This window comes from Pseudomonas sp. LS2P72 (assembly GCF_054897865.1).
Genome location: NZ_CM142708.1, coordinates 335224 through 350868, shown reverse-complemented (window position 1 = coordinate 350868; position 15645 = coordinate 335224). Strand labels below are relative to the sequence as shown.

14 protein-coding genes are annotated in these 15645 nt (G+C 59.1%); 11 read left to right on the top strand and 3 right to left on the bottom strand.

The annotated features are described in order from the left end of the window. Nucleotides 1–234 precede the first annotated feature (234 nt). From gabD to ACYZUA_RS01535, 3 genes are all read left to right on the top strand, one after another. Nucleotides 235–1677 (top strand): NADP-dependent succinate-semialdehyde dehydrogenase, encoded by a 1443-nt coding sequence (gene gabD / locus ACYZUA_RS01545; protein WP_461961813.1) that lies wholly within the window; start codon nt 235–237, stop codon nt 1675–1677. 197 nt (nt 1678–1874) lie between these two features. Then, complete coding sequence (gene gabT, locus ACYZUA_RS01540) at nt 1875–3152, top strand: 4-aminobutyrate--2-oxoglutarate transaminase (RefSeq protein ID WP_033058568.1); 1278 nt, start codon at nt 1875–1877, stop codon at nt 3150–3152. A 148-nt stretch (nt 3153–3300) separates the two neighbouring features. Continuing rightward, nucleotides 3301–4515, top strand: coding sequence for an HDOD domain-containing protein (locus ACYZUA_RS01535; protein ID WP_461961812.1), 1215 nt, complete (start codon nt 3301–3303; stop codon nt 4513–4515). 127 nt (nt 4516–4642) lie between these two features. Here ACYZUA_RS01535 and ACYZUA_RS01530 read toward each other — a convergent pair whose 3' ends face one another. Then, complete coding sequence (locus tag ACYZUA_RS01530) at nt 4643–5632, bottom strand: GGDEF domain-containing protein (protein WP_461961811.1); 990 nt, start codon at nt 5630–5632, stop codon at nt 4643–4645. A gap of 151 nt (nt 5633–5783) precedes the next feature. Further along, nucleotides 5784–6968 carry a delta-9 fatty acid desaturase DesA gene (gene desA / locus ACYZUA_RS01525; RefSeq protein ID WP_056745676.1) on the bottom strand — a complete coding sequence of 395 codons (1185 nt, stop codon included), beginning with the start codon at nt 6966–6968 and terminating at the stop codon, nt 5784–5786. Between the two features lie 147 nt (nt 6969–7115). On the opposite strand from desA, the gene dibA reads away from it, so the two are divergent. The 6 genes from dibA (at nt 7116) to ACYZUA_RS01495 (ending at nt 13806) form a co-directional block, all read left to right on the top strand. Continuing rightward, entirely contained in the window at nt 7116–9035 is a 1920-nt protein-coding gene (gene dibA / locus ACYZUA_RS01520) for a phosphodiesterase DibA (protein WP_461961810.1), read from the top strand. A gap of 515 nt (nt 9036–9550) precedes the next feature. After that, complete coding sequence (oscA, locus tag ACYZUA_RS01515; protein WP_007945260.1) at nt 9551–9733, top strand: sulfur starvation response protein OscA; 183 nt, start codon at nt 9551–9553, stop codon at nt 9731–9733. Nucleotides 9734–9875: 142 nt separating this feature from the next. Continuing rightward, the gene (locus tag ACYZUA_RS01510; RefSeq protein WP_461961809.1) at nt 9876–10889 is read left to right on the top strand and encodes a sulfate ABC transporter substrate-binding protein; all 1014 of its coding nucleotides are present in this window, start codon (nt 9876–9878) and stop codon (nt 10887–10889) included. Between the two features lie 223 nt (nt 10890–11112). After that, nucleotides 11113–11931, top strand: a complete 819-nt coding sequence (gene cysT, locus ACYZUA_RS01505; RefSeq protein WP_007899634.1) for a sulfate ABC transporter permease subunit CysT — start codon at nt 11113–11115, stop codon at nt 11929–11931. A gap of 12 nt (nt 11932–11943) precedes the next feature. Next, nucleotides 11944–12813, top strand: coding sequence for a sulfate ABC transporter permease subunit CysW (cysW, locus tag ACYZUA_RS01500; protein ID WP_007899636.1), 870 nt, complete (start codon nt 11944–11946; stop codon nt 12811–12813). A 3-nt stretch (nt 12814–12816) separates the two neighbouring features. Beyond that, nucleotides 12817–13806, top strand: coding sequence for a sulfate/molybdate ABC transporter ATP-binding protein (locus ACYZUA_RS01495; protein ID WP_046047288.1), 990 nt, complete (start codon nt 12817–12819; stop codon nt 13804–13806). 104 nt (nt 13807–13910) lie between these two features. Here ACYZUA_RS01495 and ACYZUA_RS01490 read toward each other — a convergent pair whose 3' ends face one another. Continuing rightward, nucleotides 13911–14429, bottom strand: a complete 519-nt coding sequence (locus tag ACYZUA_RS01490; protein ID WP_461961808.1) for an Mpo1 family 2-hydroxy fatty acid dioxygenase — start codon at nt 14427–14429, stop codon at nt 13911–13913. Nucleotides 14430–14513: 84 nt separating this feature from the next. Here ACYZUA_RS01490 and ACYZUA_RS01485 point away from each other — a divergent pair, with 84 nt between their 5' ends. Together ACYZUA_RS01485 and ACYZUA_RS01480 are read left to right on the top strand one after the other, a co-directional pair. Then, nucleotides 14514–15200 (top strand): Crp/Fnr family transcriptional regulator, encoded by a 687-nt coding sequence (locus ACYZUA_RS01485; protein ID WP_461961807.1) that lies wholly within the window; start codon nt 14514–14516, stop codon nt 15198–15200. A 70-nt stretch (nt 15201–15270) separates the two neighbouring features. After that, nucleotides 15271–15636, top strand: coding sequence for a response regulator (locus ACYZUA_RS01480; RefSeq protein WP_461961806.1), 366 nt, complete (start codon nt 15271–15273; stop codon nt 15634–15636). Nucleotides 15637–15645 lie beyond the last annotated feature (9 nt).

The window sequence follows — 15645 nt, the reverse complement described above, 5'->3', positions numbered from 1 at the left end:
GGCGTTTTCGTTCTTTTTTTCGAACAGGCTATTGTCCTTTACCCCCTTTGATCCTAGGATTCGTTTGAGATTTCAAACGCTCTTGTCTGGGTGCTGAACCGCACGAGTTTCAATCAGTGCGCTATTTATGTGCTTCAGCCCGGTGAATGATTTCCCTGACGGCAGCCTATAAGGCGCCTTTCTACAATCATAATTCGCTCCGCGCTTGCCGCGGTGCTGTTAAGGAAAGCCGACATGCAGCTTAAAGACACCCAGTTGTTCCGCCAGCAAGCCTTTATCGATGGCGCTTGGGTTGATGCGGACAATGGTCAGACGATCAAGGTCAACAACCCGGCAACGGGCGAAATTCTGGGCACCGTGCCGAAAATGGGTGCTGCCGAAACCCGCCGTGCAATCGAAGCCGCTGACAAAGCGCTGCCGGCCTGGCGTGCACTGACCGCCAAGGACCGTGCGAACAAGCTGCGTCGCTGGTTCGAGCTGATCATCGAGAACCAGGACGACCTGGCTCGCCTGATGACCCTCGAACAAGGCAAGCCATTGGCCGAAGCCAAGGGCGAAATCGTTTACGCCGCTTCCTTTATCGAGTGGTTCGCCGAAGAAGCCAAGCGCGTCTACGGTGATGTGATTCCGGGCCACCAGCCAGACAAGCGCCTGATCGTGATCAAGCAGCCAATCGGCGTGACCGCTGCAATCACCCCGTGGAACTTCCCGGCCGCGATGATCACCCGTAAAGCCGGCCCGGCTCTGGCCGCCGGTTGCACCATGGTGCTCAAGCCTGCTTCGCAAACTCCGTTTTCCGCATTCGCTTTGGCTGAACTGGCCCAGCGTGCCGGTATTCCTGCCGGTGTGTTCAGCGTGGTGACTGGCAGCGCCGGCGACATCGGCAGCGAGCTGACCAGCAACCCGATCGTGCGCAAACTGTCCTTCACCGGCTCGACCGAAATCGGTCGTCAGCTGATGGCTGAATGCGCCAAGGACATCAAGAAAGTATCCCTGGAACTGGGCGGCAACGCGCCGTTCATCGTGTTTGACGACGCGGATCTGGATAAGGCCGTCGAAGGCGCGATCATTTCCAAGTACCGCAACAACGGCCAGACCTGCGTCTGCGCCAACCGTCTGTACATTCAGGATTCGGTCTACGACGCATTCGCCGAGAAGCTGAAAGTGGCAGTCGCCAAACTCAAGATCGGTAACGGTCTGGAAGAAGGCACCACCACTGGCCCGCTGATCGACGAAAAAGCCGTGGCCAAGGTTCAAGAGCACATTGCTGACGCGATCAGCAAAGGCGCAACCGTTCTGGCGGGTGGCAAGGTCATGGAAGGCAACTTCTTCGAGCCGACCATCCTGACCAACGTCCCGAAAAACGCTGCCGTGGCCAAGGAAGAAACCTTCGGTCCATTGGCTCCGCTGTTCCGCTTCAAAGATGAAGCCGAAGTGATCGCGATGTCCAACGACACCGAGTTCGGACTGGCCTCGTACTTCTATGCTCGCGACCTGGGTCGTGTGTTCCGTGTGGCTGAAGCCCTGGAATACGGCATGGTCGGCGTCAACACCGGGTTGATCTCCAACGAAGTCGCGCCGTTCGGCGGCATCAAGGCGTCGGGCCTGGGCCGTGAAGGCTCCAAATACGGCATCGAAGATTACCTGGAAATCAAATACCTCTGCCTGGGCATCTAAGCTCGAAGGGATAAGCCCGGCAAGGCATTGCTTCAAACGCAAAGGGCACGAGAGCGCTGTCCCTTTGCGCGCTTCAAACGGAATTTTCTCTGTGGCCGGGAACGCTGTGGCAGTCGATCATCGCATGCTGCCGTAGTTGCCTCCCCGCCGCATTTTCCTTGAACCACGCCGCCCGATGAGCGGTGAATGAGGACTTTATGAGCAAGACGAACGCATCCCTGATGAAACGCCGCGAAGCCGCTGTACCACGCGGTGTTGGCCAGATTCACCCGATCTTCGCAGAGTCCGCGAAGAACGCCACCGTGACCGACGTTGAAGGTCGCGAGTTCATCGACTTCGCCGGCGGTATCGCCGTGCTGAACACCGGCCACGTACACCCGAAAATCATCGCCGCCGTGACCGAACAGCTGAACAAGCTGACCCACACCTGCTTCCAGGTGCTGGCTTACGAGCCGTACGTCGAAGTGTGCGAAAAAATCAACGCCAAGGTGCCGGGTGATTTCGCCAAGAAAACCCTGCTGGTGACCACCGGCTCCGAAGCCGTGGAAAACTCCATCAAGATCGCCCGTGCCGCCACTGGTCGTGCTGGCGTGATCGCGTTCACCGGCGCCTACCACGGTCGCACCATGATGACCCTGGGCCTGACCGGTAAAGTCGTGCCTTACTCGGCCGGCATGGGCCTGATGCCAGGCGGCATCTTCCGCGCGCTGTACCCGAACGAACTGCACGGTGTGAGCATCGACGATTCGATCGCCAGCATCGAACGCATCTTCAAGAACGACGCCGAGCCGCGTGACATCGCTGCAATCATCATCGAGCCGGTTCAGGGCGAAGGTGGTTTCTACGTCGCGCCTAAAGAGTTCATGAAGCGTCTGCGCGCGCTGTGCGACCAGCACGGCATCCTGCTGATCGCTGACGAAGTACAAACTGGCGCTGGTCGTACCGGCACCTTCTTCGCCATGGAACAGATGGGCGTTGCTGCCGACCTGACCACCTTTGCCAAATCCATCGCTGGCGGCTTCCCATTGGCCGGTGTTTGCGGCAAGGCCGAATACATGGACGCCATTGCTCCAGGCGGCCTGGGCGGCACTTACGCCGGTAGCCCGATCGCTTGCGCCGCGGCCTTGGCCGTGATGGAAGTGTTCGAAGAAGAGCACCTGCTGGATCGCTGCAAAGCTGTCGGCGAGCGTCTGGTCACTGGTTTGAAAGCCATTCAGGCCAAGTACCCGGTGATCGGCGAAGTCCGTGCCCTGGGTGCGATGATCGCGGTAGAGCTGTTCGTTGATGGCGACAGCCACAAGCCGAACGCTCCAGCGGTAGCCGCTGTTGTGGCCAAGGCTCGCGACAAGGGTCTGATCCTGCTGTCCTGCGGCACATACGGCAACGTTCTGCGCGTCCTGGTACCGCTGACTTCACCGGACGAGCAACTGGACAAAGGTCTGGCGATCATCGAAGAGTGCTTCTCCGAGCTGTGATCTCCAGGCTCTGATCGATTTGTGAACTGATCGACAAAAAACCCGCTTCGGCGGGTTTTTTTGTGTCTCTGGAACCCATCGATGGCAAATGCGCTGTATCGAATGGCCAGCATTGACTAAGGTGCAGGCACTACTTTGGAGTGTGTAAATGACTGCTGTGGTGTTACCCGCTGCACCGCGTGTGCTGATTGCCGAGGCCGACCCCTGGTCCCGCGACCTGCTCAAGCAGGTGTTGTTGAATGTGCGCTGCGACGCACGGCTGGATCTGTGTGCCGATGGTCAGGAAGCGCTGCACCTGTTGGCGGAAAATCCTTACGACCTGGTGATCGTCGACTGGGAACTGCCCGGCGTCGATGGTTTGAATGTCTTGCGCAATGTCCGCCAACGTAAACGTAATCCACCTCTGCCATTCATTCTGATGAGCAGCCGCAACGACAGCGCCAGCGTTCGCGAAGTCTTGCCCTTGGCGCCTGCGGCGTACCTGACCAAACCCCTGAACATGGAAAGCCTGACCCACCGCTTGCAGGACTTGCTGCTGAACGCCGGTGAAGAGCTGTCTTGCGAAACGCCTTCGCTGTCGCCAGGCATGACGTTGGCGGTTTACCTGGAGCGTCGTCGTGAGATTGCCGACGGTGCGCCGCTGATGACTGACGTGCAGTTGGCGGTCAAGCGCAGCCTCAATCCCAATGGCCTCGATCTGACACTGCTGCATGACGAGATCCGTACCGATCCGCAAATCACCGCTGTGCTGATCGCCGCCGCCAATAGCGCGGCCCAGCACCATGGCGCCGCCGTGCAAACCCTGTCCCAGGCGCTGCACCGCCTCGGCACCGGGCAAAGCATGAACCTGATTCTGGGGCTGGCCCTCAAGCGCAGTGCCCGACTCAGCGATCCGTTTCTGGCCGACTATGCCGAGCGCTATTGGGAGTTGTCGCTGCGCACTGCCGAGTATGGCCGGACCCTGGCGCGCTTGCTGGATCTGGATCAGGAGCGTTGTTATTGCGCCGGCATGCTGCATCGCCTCGGCGACCTTGCGTTGTTGCGGTGTTTGCAGGAGTGGAAGCAGGCCGGTGGTGAGCTGGATGAATGGGAGGAGGTTGGCGAGGCGCTGGCCGAATTCGGCGCGGCCTATGGTTCGGCGCTTCGCACTCGCTGGCGCCTGCCGCTGGAGCTGCGAGAGCTGATTGCGGCGGTCTACCAGTTCGGTGGCGGGGTTTACTCCCGCGAAGCGCTGGTGATGAACATGGCTGCGCAATTGGCGCGACTGACCGAGCATGAGGGCATTGAGGACCTGGCGAAGAGCCGGACGGCGCGGTTGCTCAAGATCGGGTTGCCGGAGCTGATGCGCCTGCGCAAGAAATAAAATCACCGCCAAACCCTGTGGGAGCGAGCCTGCTCACGATAGCGGTCTATCGGCCAATATCAATGCTGAATGTCAGTCCCTCATCGCGAGCAGGCTCGTTCCCACAGGGGGATTGGGTGTTGGCCTATCAGCCCACGACAATCCGGTTCTTGCCCTGATGTTTGGCTTGGTACATTGCCGCATCCGCGCGGGCAAACAGGCTGTCGACGCTTTCGTCCTCGGCGGTGAGGCTGGTCAGGCCCTGGCTGACGGTGATGCCGAACGTCTGGTCGCCATGGCTGAAACTCAAGCGCTGAATCTCCCGTTGCAGGCGCTCGGCCACCTGCATGGCCATGTCTGGCGCACAGCCGGGAAACACCGCTGCGAATTCCTCACCGCCAACTCGTCCGAACACATCACCTCGACGCAACGTCGCGCGACCGCTCTCGGCGATTCGTTGCAGCACGTTGTCACCTTCCTGGTGGCCGTAGGTATCGTTGATTACTTTGAAGTCATCGATGTCCAGCAGCAGGAAGGCCAGTGGCGTGCCTTGGTGTCGTGCCTGTTCGAGTTCACGGTGGGCGCAGTCGAAGAAGTGTCGGCGGTTGCTGCTTTGGGTCAGCACGTCGGTGGTAGCCAGTCGGTGTAGCTCGGTTTCCATCTGCTTCTTGTCAGTAATGTCTTCGGCAATGCCGACGATGATCACCGGTTGCCCCGGCTCGGCCTGACGGTTGATGAAGCACTTGTCGCTGATCCAGCGGACCTGGCCGTCGGCGGCAATGATTCGGTATTCGCGGTCTTCATCGGTGCCTTTGACCAGTACTTCGGCCAGGCTGCGTTCGGCATAGTCCAGATCGTCGGGGTAAATGCTGTCGCGCCATTGGTTGTAGTCGGACAGCAACAACCCTGCGGAGCGGCCGAAAATCCGTTCATACGCAGGGCTGACATAGAGCACCCGTCGGGATTCCCAGTCGAAGGCCCAAAGCACCGCGTTGACGCTCACCAGCAGAGCGCTGAACAGCTGTTCGCGTTCGCTCAGTCGCGCCACTTCGCCTTGTGCATGCATCAGCGCCAGCAGGGTTTGCGCGGCCTCGGGCCACTGCGGGAGGGATGAGTCTTGTAGGCTTTTATTGACCATTGACACAAAATCTCAAAGGGCGTGTGCCGCTCGAGGTTCGAAAGCGGCCAATACCAGAGCCCGCCTGGATGGCGAAGTGTCTTTGAGATAGGGGATTTGGAGCTTAGTTCCGAAGGGTGCGCCCACGAACGGGGCGCACCGATCAACGGCGTCAGACAGCGGCGGGGCGCAGGGAGTAGGTTTTCAACTGATCGGCGAAGTCGCGCAGGGATTGAATCCCGCTGGCTTCGGCTTCGTGTACCCAATCCTTGATGGCGGCCAGCATGTCGTGACCATTTGAGCTGGTCTTGACCCAGATCTGCTGCAAGGCCAGGCGTTTCTCGTAAATTACCTTCAGCGCCTGACTGTGCTCGAGCATGGTCTGGATGCGAATGTGGTGTTTGTCATCCAGCAGGCTGGTTTCCCGCGAGAGCAGGCGCTTGGCGCGGTGGAACTGGTGACGGACCGAGTGATCGACCTTTTCCAGCTCTTGTTTGACCAGCGGTGCGATCACCAATTTGCGGTACTGGGCCATGATCTGGAAGCGGTTGTTGAGGATCGCCATGGCGGTGTCCATGTCCAGGTTGCCTTTGCCTTCGACCCGATGGGCGATGGGCGCGACCCGCTGAACCTTGGCCAGACGCAGGAAGCTGAAGACCTGGATCCAGGCCCAGCCGAGATCGAATTCCCACTTCTTCACCGACAGTTTTGCCGAATTAGGGTAGGTGTGATGGTTGTTATGCAGTTCTTCGCCGCCGATCAGGATGCCCCACGGCACCAGATTGGTCGCCGCATCGCGGCATTCGAAGTTGCGGTAGCCGATGGCATGGCCCAGGCCATTGACCACGCCGGCGGCCCAGACCGGGATCCACATCATCTGGATCGCCCAGATGGTGATGCCGATGGTGCCGAACAGCAGCAGGTCGATGACGCCCATGATCGCCACGCCCAGCAGAGGAAAACGGCTGTACAGGTTGCGTTCGATCCAGTCTTCGGGGCAGTTCTTGCCGTAGATGCGCAGGGTCTCGGGGTTTTCCGCTTCGGCGCGGTACAGCTCGGCGCCTTTGCGCAGAACGGTGGACAGGCCTTTGATGACCGGGCTGTGCGGGTCATCGACGGTTTCGCATTTGGCGTGATGCTTGCGGTGGATGGCGGTCCACTCGCGGGTGTTCTGCGCCGTGGTCAACCACAGCCAGAAGCGGAAGAAATGTTTCAGGCCAGCATTGAGCTCGAGGGAGCGATGGGCTGAATAACGATGCAGATAGACCGTGACGCCGATAATCGTAACGTGGGTCATCAGCAGGGTGACTGCCACCAGTGACCAGGGCGACAAGCCGAGAAAACCTTCGTACCACATAGGCTATTGGGCCCTCGATAAAGAAAATAACAGCCGTTGCATTATCACTAAGCTCACAGATAAAACCAGTCGCCCTTTCAGATAAGAGTGGCTGGATGTGTCTTTTAACTATAATTCCATCCTTTTTGAAGGGACATGGACGGCCGAATGTCTGCCACCTATCGCGATGCTTTGCGTGCAGCGCTGCTTTATCTTCTGGTTTCTGTAGGTTGGCTGCTGTTCAGCGGCTATTTATTGAACAGGTTCTTCGATAGCTCTGCTGAGCTAATGCGATGGCAACTGATCAACGGTTACGCTTGGGTGGTATTCAGCGCCGGTTTGATTTTTCTCGCCCGGGCGCGATTGTTTCGCTGCCTGGGGATCGGCGCCAAATTGCGTGAACGCACTGAAGACCACGAGCGTTTGCGTCAGGCGGCCGCAGTGTTCGATTGCACGCGTGAAGGGGTGCTCGTCACCGACAACCACGGGTTGATCGTTCATGTGAACCGGGCCTTCATGGCAATTACCGGCTATCAGAGCGAGGAGGTGCTCGGCCAGCGCCCCAGTCTGTTCAAGTCCGGTCATCACCCGCCGGCTTTCTACCAGGCGATGTTCGCGACACTCAACAGCACCGGTGAGTGGAGCGGGGAAATCTGGAACCGTCGCAAAAGCGGTGAAATTTACCCGCAATGGCAGACCATCCGCATCATTGACGACGAGAGCGGGCGGCGCAGCCATTACGTGGCGGTGTTTTCCGACATTAGCGCCATCAAGAACTCCGAACATGAGCTGACACACCTGGCTCACTACGATCCGCTGACCGATCTGCCCAACCGCTTGCTGTTCACCGATCGCACCGAGCAGGTTCTGGCTTCGGCGCAGATCCACAAGCGCGGCTGCACGTTACTGATGATCGATCTTGACCACTTCAAGATGATCAACGACAGCCTCGGGCATAGCATTGGCGACCAGTTGCTCAAGGGCGTGGCCGAGCGTTTGAAAGCGATGGTCGGCCCGGGAATCACCCTGGCGCGCCTTGGCGGTGACGAGTTCGCCGTGCTGGCTGAAAGCTGTCCGCAAATGGTGCACGCGGCGGCGCTGGCTCAGCGGATCATTGATGGCCTCAAAGAGCCGTTCCAGATCGACGGGCATCAGTTGTTCGTCAATATCAGCGTCGGCATCAGCCTGTTCCCCAGCGACGCCTTGAGCGTCGAGCAGCTGTTGCGCAACTCCGACTCGGCGCTGTTCAAGGCCAAGAGTGCCGGCCGCAACGGCTACGCCCTCTATACCGAAGAGTTGACCGCCCATGCCCAGCAACGGGTCGAGACTGCATTCGAATTGCGCCGTGCGCTGGAGCAGCAGGAGTTGCGGGTTTATTACCAGCCGGTTCACGACCTCAAGACCAGTCGCCTGATCGGCGTCGAGGCATTGGTGCGCTGGGAGCATCCGCAGCGAGGATTGGTGTCGCCGGCAGAATTCATTCCCATTGCCGAGCGCACCGGTCTGATCGCCGAAATTGATGCCTGGGTGATGCGCCAGGCGTGTGAGCAGATGTGCCAGTGGCAGCAGGCCGGGGTGGTGTTGTCGTTTGTCGCGGTGAATGTTTCTTCTCGACTGTTCGCCCGCCGTGAGCTGTTCGGGCAGGTGGCGAAGGTGCTGCACGAAACAGGGCTGGATCCTGCTTTTCTGGAGCTGGAAATCACCGAGAGCGCTGTGATGGATGACCCGGAAGTCGCGCTGGAGCAGATGCACCGATTGCGCGAGTTGGGCGTGCGGCTGGCCATCGATGACTTCGGTACAGGCTATTCGTCGTTGCTGCGCCTCAAGCGGATGCCGGTACAGAAACTCAAGATCGATCAGGGCTTCGTTGCAGGGTTGCCGTGGGATGAGGATGACGCGGCGATTGTGCGGGTGATCATTGCGCTGGCCCAGAGCATGGGGATGCAGGTTCATGCCGAGGGGATCGAGCAGGTCGAGCAGGCGGGCTTTTTGCTAGAACACGGCTGCGATCTGGGGCAGGGCTACTGGTTTGGGCGGCCGGTGCCGGCTGAGAAACTGGATTGGATGTGTGCACCGGTGATTGGCTGAGTGCACCTTGTGCCTTGTGGCGAGGGGACTTGTCCCCGTTGGGTCGCGCAGCGGCTAATGCCGATCAGTTAAGCCAAAACGCGATCCGGAGCAGCTGGCGAAGCCTGCGTTCGGCTGCGCAGCAGTCGTAAAATCAGCAACTGCGGTGCGTCAGGCGGACCGCGTTAGCCGGATTCACGACTGCTGCGCAGCCGAACGCAGCCTTCGGCAGCTGCTACACGAAAATGCGTCGCAGCTGAAATTGCTTAACTGATTGGCATTACGCCCAGCGGCCCCATTTTTTTTGCGTCTGCTGCGCAGCCGAACGGGGACAAGTCCCCTCGCCACAAGGGATTTGTGTGGTTAGGAAAAATCATATCTCCCTGCACAACCACTTGCTCTACCGGATTATTTATTTGGTTATATAAACATTCTTAAATAGTCTTTTTAAGAATATCCGCGCTTATCTACTATTGGTCTCACGCCGCAAGCAGTCTCGCCACTGCCAGGCAACCTCTAGTTGAAGGAGCAGCACCATGAGCGCATCCCTACGTAGCGTTGACGGTCAGGACGAAGCAACCATTCTGCGAGAGATCCAGAGCGCCTTGCGCGATCTGCGTTTTGGCGCAGTGGAAATCACCGTGCACAACGCCCAGGTGGTCCAGATTGAACGCAAAGAGAAATTCCGGTTGCAGAACCCGAGCAACAAACCGAGCTGAAACAAAGATCAAAAGATCGCAGCCTGCGCCAGCTCCTGCGGGGAGCTTTGTGTAGCAGCTGCCGAAGGCGGCGATCTTTGGCAGGCAACCCCGACTCCAGACCATAAAAGCCATTACAAACAGAATTCCAGGAGCTTTCACCATGTCGTCGATTCGTCATTTCGCTTTGGCCGCCCTGGCCAGTACCCTTTTTGCTGGTTCCGCGGTTGCCAAGGATTACGAACTGCTCAACGTGTCGTACGACCCGACTCGCGAGCTGTATCAGGACTATAACGCCGAATTCGTCAAGTTCTGGCAGAAAGACCATGCCGGCGACAGCGTGAAAATCCAGCAGTCCCACGGTGGTTCGGGCAAGCAGGGCCGGGCGGTGATCGACGGTCTGCGTGCCGACGTGGTGACCCTGGCCCTGGCCGGTGACATCGATGAAATCGCCAAACTCGGCAAGACCCTGCCAGCGGATTGGCAGAAGCGTCTGCCGGAAGCGAGCACGCCTTACACCTCGACCATCGTGTTCCTGGTGCGCAAGGGCAACCCTAAAGGCATCAAGGACTGGGGCGACCTGACCAAGAACGGCGTGGAAGTCATCACCCCGAACCCGAAAACCTCCGGTGGCGCACGCTGGAACTTCCTCGCGGCGTGGGCCTATGGCCTGAAAGCCAACGGCGGTGACGAAGCCAAGGCCAAGGAATACGTGCAAACCCTGTTCAAACACGTTCCTGTGCTGGACACCGGTGCTCGCGGTTCGACTATTACCTTCGTCAACAACGGTCAGGGCGACGTGTTGCTGGCCTGGGAAAACGAAGCCTTCCTGGCCCTGAAAGAAGACGGCGGCGCTGACAAGTTCGACATCGTCGTGCCTTCGCTGTCGATCCTCGCCGAACCTCCGGTAGCCGTGGTCGACAAGAACGCCGAGAAAAAGGGCAACACCGAGATCGCCGAAGCGTACCTCAAGTACCTGTACAGCCCGGCCGGCCAGGAAATCGCGGCAAAAAACTTCTATCGTCCACGTGACAAGGATGTTGCCGCCAAGTACGCCAAACAGTTCCCGACACTGGACCTGGTGACCATCGACAAGGACTTCGGCGGCTGGAAAACCGCTCAACCGAAATTCTTCAGCGACGGTGGCGTGTTCGACCAGATTTATCAGGCGCAATAACCTGAAATAGATTGCCAATGGTCAGTTAGGGGGAACAACTTGTGGGAGCGAGCCTGCTCGCGATGACGGCGGTACATTCAACATCAATGTTGGCTGACCAGGCGCTATCGCGAGCAGGCTCGCTCCCACAGGGGTTGCAGTGTTCAGTCCTTAACTGCCAGGCAAAAGCCAACGGCCCCGATCTTGTTGTCGGGGCTTAGCGCGTTTTCAACCAAGGACTTTTATGTCGCGTCGTATCTCCCCCGTCATACCCGGCTTCGGGCTGACGCTGGGCTACACCTTGGTGTACCTCAGCCTGATTGTGCTCATTCCACTGGCGGCGATGTTCGTGCATGCCGCTCAACTTACCTGGGACCAGTTCTGGGCGATTATCTCGGCGCCACGGGTGCTGGCGGCGTTGAAGCTGAGCTTCGGCACCGCGCTCTATGCCGCGATCATCAACGGCATCATCGGCACGCTGCTGGCCTGGGTGCTGGTGCGCTATACCTTCCCTGGACGCAAAGTCATCGATGCGATGATCGACTTGCCCTTCGCATTGCCCACCGCCGTGGCCGGTATCGCGCTGACTGCGCTATATGCGCCCAATGGTTGGGTCGGTCAGTTTGCAGCGGACCTGGGTTTCAAGATCGCGTACACCCCCCTCGGCATCACCCTTGCCCTCACTTTTGTGACACTTCCATTCGTAGTACGTACCGTACAGCCAGTATTGGCCGATATTCCTCGGGAAGTGGAAGAAGCAGCAGCGTGCCTCGGTGCAAAACCGCTTCAGGTTTTTCGCCATATTCTGGTGCCCGCGCTGTTGCCAGCGTGGTTGACCGGTTTCGCCTTGGCCTTTGCCCGCGGGGTCGGTGAGTACGGTTCGGTGATTTTCATCGCCGGCAACATGCCGATGAAAACCGAGATTCTGCCGCTGCTGATCATGGTCAAACTCGACCAGTACGATTACACCGGCGCCACGTCCATTGGTGTACTGATGCTGGTGGTTTCCTTCGTTCTGTTGCTGCTGATCAACTTGCTGCAACGACGCATCGAAACCCCATAAGGAGGCGCAAAAATGTCCCAATCGTCTATTGCTGCTGCTTCCTCGAACGCCGCCCGCCGTGGCAGTGCTTCATCGCGGCGAATCCTGATCGGCCTTGGCTGGCTGGTGTTCGCCCTGTTCCTGTTGCTGCCGCTGGTGATCGTGGTGTCTCAGGGCCTGAAGCTCGGCATCGGTGCGTTCTTCACCGCGATCTTCGAACCCGACGCTTTGTCGGCCCTGAAACTCACGGTAATCGCCGTGCTGATTTCGGTGCCGCTGAACCTGGTGTTCGGTGTCAGCGCCGCGTGGTGCGTGAGCAAATACTCGTTCCGCGGCAAGAGTATGTTGGTCACGCTGATCGACCTGCCTTTCTCGGTGTCGCCGGTCATTGCCGGTCTGGTCTACGTGCTGATGTTCGGCGCTCAGGGCCTGTTTGGTCCGTGGCTGCAGGACCATGACATCCAGATCGTCTTCGCCTTGCCGGGCATCGTGCTGGCGACGATTTTCGTCACCGTGCCGTTCGTGGCGCGCGAGCTGATCCCGCTGATGCAGGAACAAGGCACGCAGGAAGAAGAAGCCGCGCGTCTGCTCGGGGCCAATGGCTGGCAGATGTTCTGGCACGTCACCGTTCCCAACATCAAATGGGGCCTGATCTACGGCGTGGTGCTGTGTACGGCGCGGGCCATGGGTGAGTTTGGTGCGGTGTCGGTGGTTTCCGGGCACATTCGCGGGGTGACCAACACCCTGCCGCTGCACGTCGAGATCCTCTACAACGAATACAACCACGTGGCCGCGTTCGCCGTGGCGAGCCTGTTGCTGATCCTGGCGCTCTTCATCCTGCTGCTCAAGCAGTGGAGCGAAAACCGTATTAACCGCCTGCGCGCCAGCGCCGCGGAGGAATAAATCATGTCGATCGAAGTGCGTAACGTCAGCAAGAATTTTCACGCGTTCAAGGCGCTGGACAACATCAGCCTGGACATTCAAAGCGGCGAGCTCGTGGCGCTGCTGGGCCCGTCCGGTTGCGGCAAGACCACCTTGCTGCGGATCATCGCCGGTCTGGAAACCCCGGATAAGGGCAACATCGTGTTCCACGGTGAAGACGTTTCCGGCCATGACGTGCGTGATCGCAACGTCGGTTTCGTGTTCCAGCACTACGCGCTGTTCCGCCACATGACCGTGTTCGACAACGTCGCGTTCGGCCTGCGCATGAAGCCGAAAAACCAGCGCCCGAGCGAAAGCCAGATCGCGGTCAAAGTCCACGAATTGCTGAACATGGTGCAACTGGATTGGCTGTCGGATCGCTACCCGGAACAACTCTCCGGCGGTCAGCGTCAACGTATTGCTTTGGCTCGTGCCTTGGCGGTTGAACCGAAAGTCCTGCTGCTCGACGAACCCTTCGGCGCCCTCGACGCCAAGGTCCGTAAAGAACTGCGTCGCTGGCTGGCGCGGCTGCACGAAGACATCAACCTGACCTCGGTGTTCGTGACCCACGACCAGGAAGAAGCGATGGAAGTCGCCGACCGCATCGTGGTGATGAACAAGGGCGTGATCGAGCAGATCGGCTCACCGGGCGACGTCTACGAAAACCCGGCCAGCGATTTCGTTTATCACTTCCTGGGTGACTCGAACCGGCTGCATCTGGGTGAAGACAACCATGTGCTGTTCCGTCCGCACGAAGTGTCGCTGTCGCGCCATGAACTGGAAGATCACCACGCGGCCGAGGTGCGGGATATTCGTCCATTGGGCGCGACGACACGGGTGACGCTGAAGGTCGAAGGCCAGAGCGAATTGATCGAAGCTGAAGTGGTGAAGGATCACGACAGCCTGATCGGGTTGGCGAAGGGCGAAACCTTGTTCTTCAAACCCAAGGTCTGGCAGAAGCTCGCCAACATCTAAAGCAAAAGCATCGTCGGAACGCCGCTCGGAGCCGGCTCGCTCCCACAGGGGTTCTATGCACACCATAGATCCAATGTGGGAGCGAGCCTGCTCGCGATGGCGTCCTACGCCGCAGCGTTTTTCTGACGAAGACGCACCACCCCCACCCGCGCCTCGATCTGCTTTTTCAGGTCATGCCGCAACCCCAGCAAAAACGCCAACTCAACCACCACAAACAACGGCCCGACAATCAACCCCGTCACATCATCGACAAACGCCGGTTTGCGTCCTTCGTAATGATGACCGACAAACTGAATCGCCCACCCCACCACAAACATCCCGATGCCGCTCGAGAGCCACACCAGCGTACTTTGCTGCGCGAGAACCTGGCCCGCCCAGACGCACAGCCCCAGAAGCACCGTCATCAACACCCCGAGCCGCATCTCCAGGCGCAGGTAAAACCACGCTGAGGCCAGCGCCACCAGCACCGCCGGCGAAACCCAACCTGCAACCCATTGCGGCCGCGACAGCAACACCGCAACGGCCACCACAATGAGCGGAATACCGATAAAGTGGCTGGCAATATTGCGCGGGTCACGGTGGTAGGCGGCGTATTGACTGAGATGGTCGACGAGGCTTTTCATTGTTGTTCCTCCTGTTGGGTGATGGATCATGCCCCGGGTCCACATTTCGCTCTGTCAGGCAGGCGACAATCTCCAGGAGTTTTCATGGACATGCAGGTTTGGCGTTCGCGGCTGGATAAAGGGCAGTGGTTCAGCCATTTACCTGTTCCCTTAAAGGATAGTCTGCTGGCCGCCGCCAGGGTGCGGCGGTTGTCGCCAGGCCAGCGGCTGTTCAAGCGCGGCGATCCACCGTGCGGGCTGTACGCGGTGCTCGAAGGTTCGGTGCGCATTGGCGCAGTGAGCGAGCAGGGCAAGGAGGCATTGCTGAGCCTGGTCGAGCCGCCCCACTGGTTCGGCGAAATCTGTCTGTTCGATGGTCAGCCGCGCACTCACGATGCGTTCGGTCTGGGCCATTGCACCCTGCTGCACATCCCGCAGACAGCGCTGCTGACATTGCTTGATGAACAACCGGGGTACTGGCGGCAACTGGCATTGCTGATGAGCCAGAAACTGCGCCTGACGTTCATCAATCTCGAACAACTGAGCCTTATGCCAACCGCTGCTCGACTGGCTCATCGCTTGCTGATGATCGCCGAGGGTTACGGCGAGATCGACCCGCCGCGACGGGTGTTGCAACTGCCCCAGGAACAATTGGCGTCGATGCTGTCGCTGTCGCGCCAGACCACCAATCAGCTTCTGAAGGACTTGCAGGGGCAGGGGATTGTGAATCTCAAGTACGGCGAGATCGAGATTCTGGATGCGCAACGATTGCGGATGTTGGCGATTATCTAAAACCTGGCGTTAGTGGTGGGCTTTGGACGCGAAGGCGCCTAGCCTGTGATGACGACAATCGAGGTGTGCCATGCGTGTGCTGTTAGTGGAAGACGAACCTGAGACCGCCAAACTCCTGGCTAAAGGTCTGAGCGAAGCAAGTTACTCAGTCGATGTGGCGGTCAACGGAATGGACGGCCGTCGTTTCATCGAGTCCGGCGAATACGAGCTGATCATCCTCGACGTCATGCTGCCCGGGCTCAATGGCTGGCAGTTGCTGCAGCAGATCCGCAAGCTCGGCGAAACGCCGGTGCTGTTTCTGACCACCAGGGACGGCATCGAGGATCGCCTGCGCGATCTGGAGTTGCACGAGGATGATTACCTGCTCAAGCCATTTGCTGTGAGCGAGTTGGTGAGGAGAGTGCGCAAGTTGTTGCGGCGGGATCGGGGGCGCTGAGACCGGGGC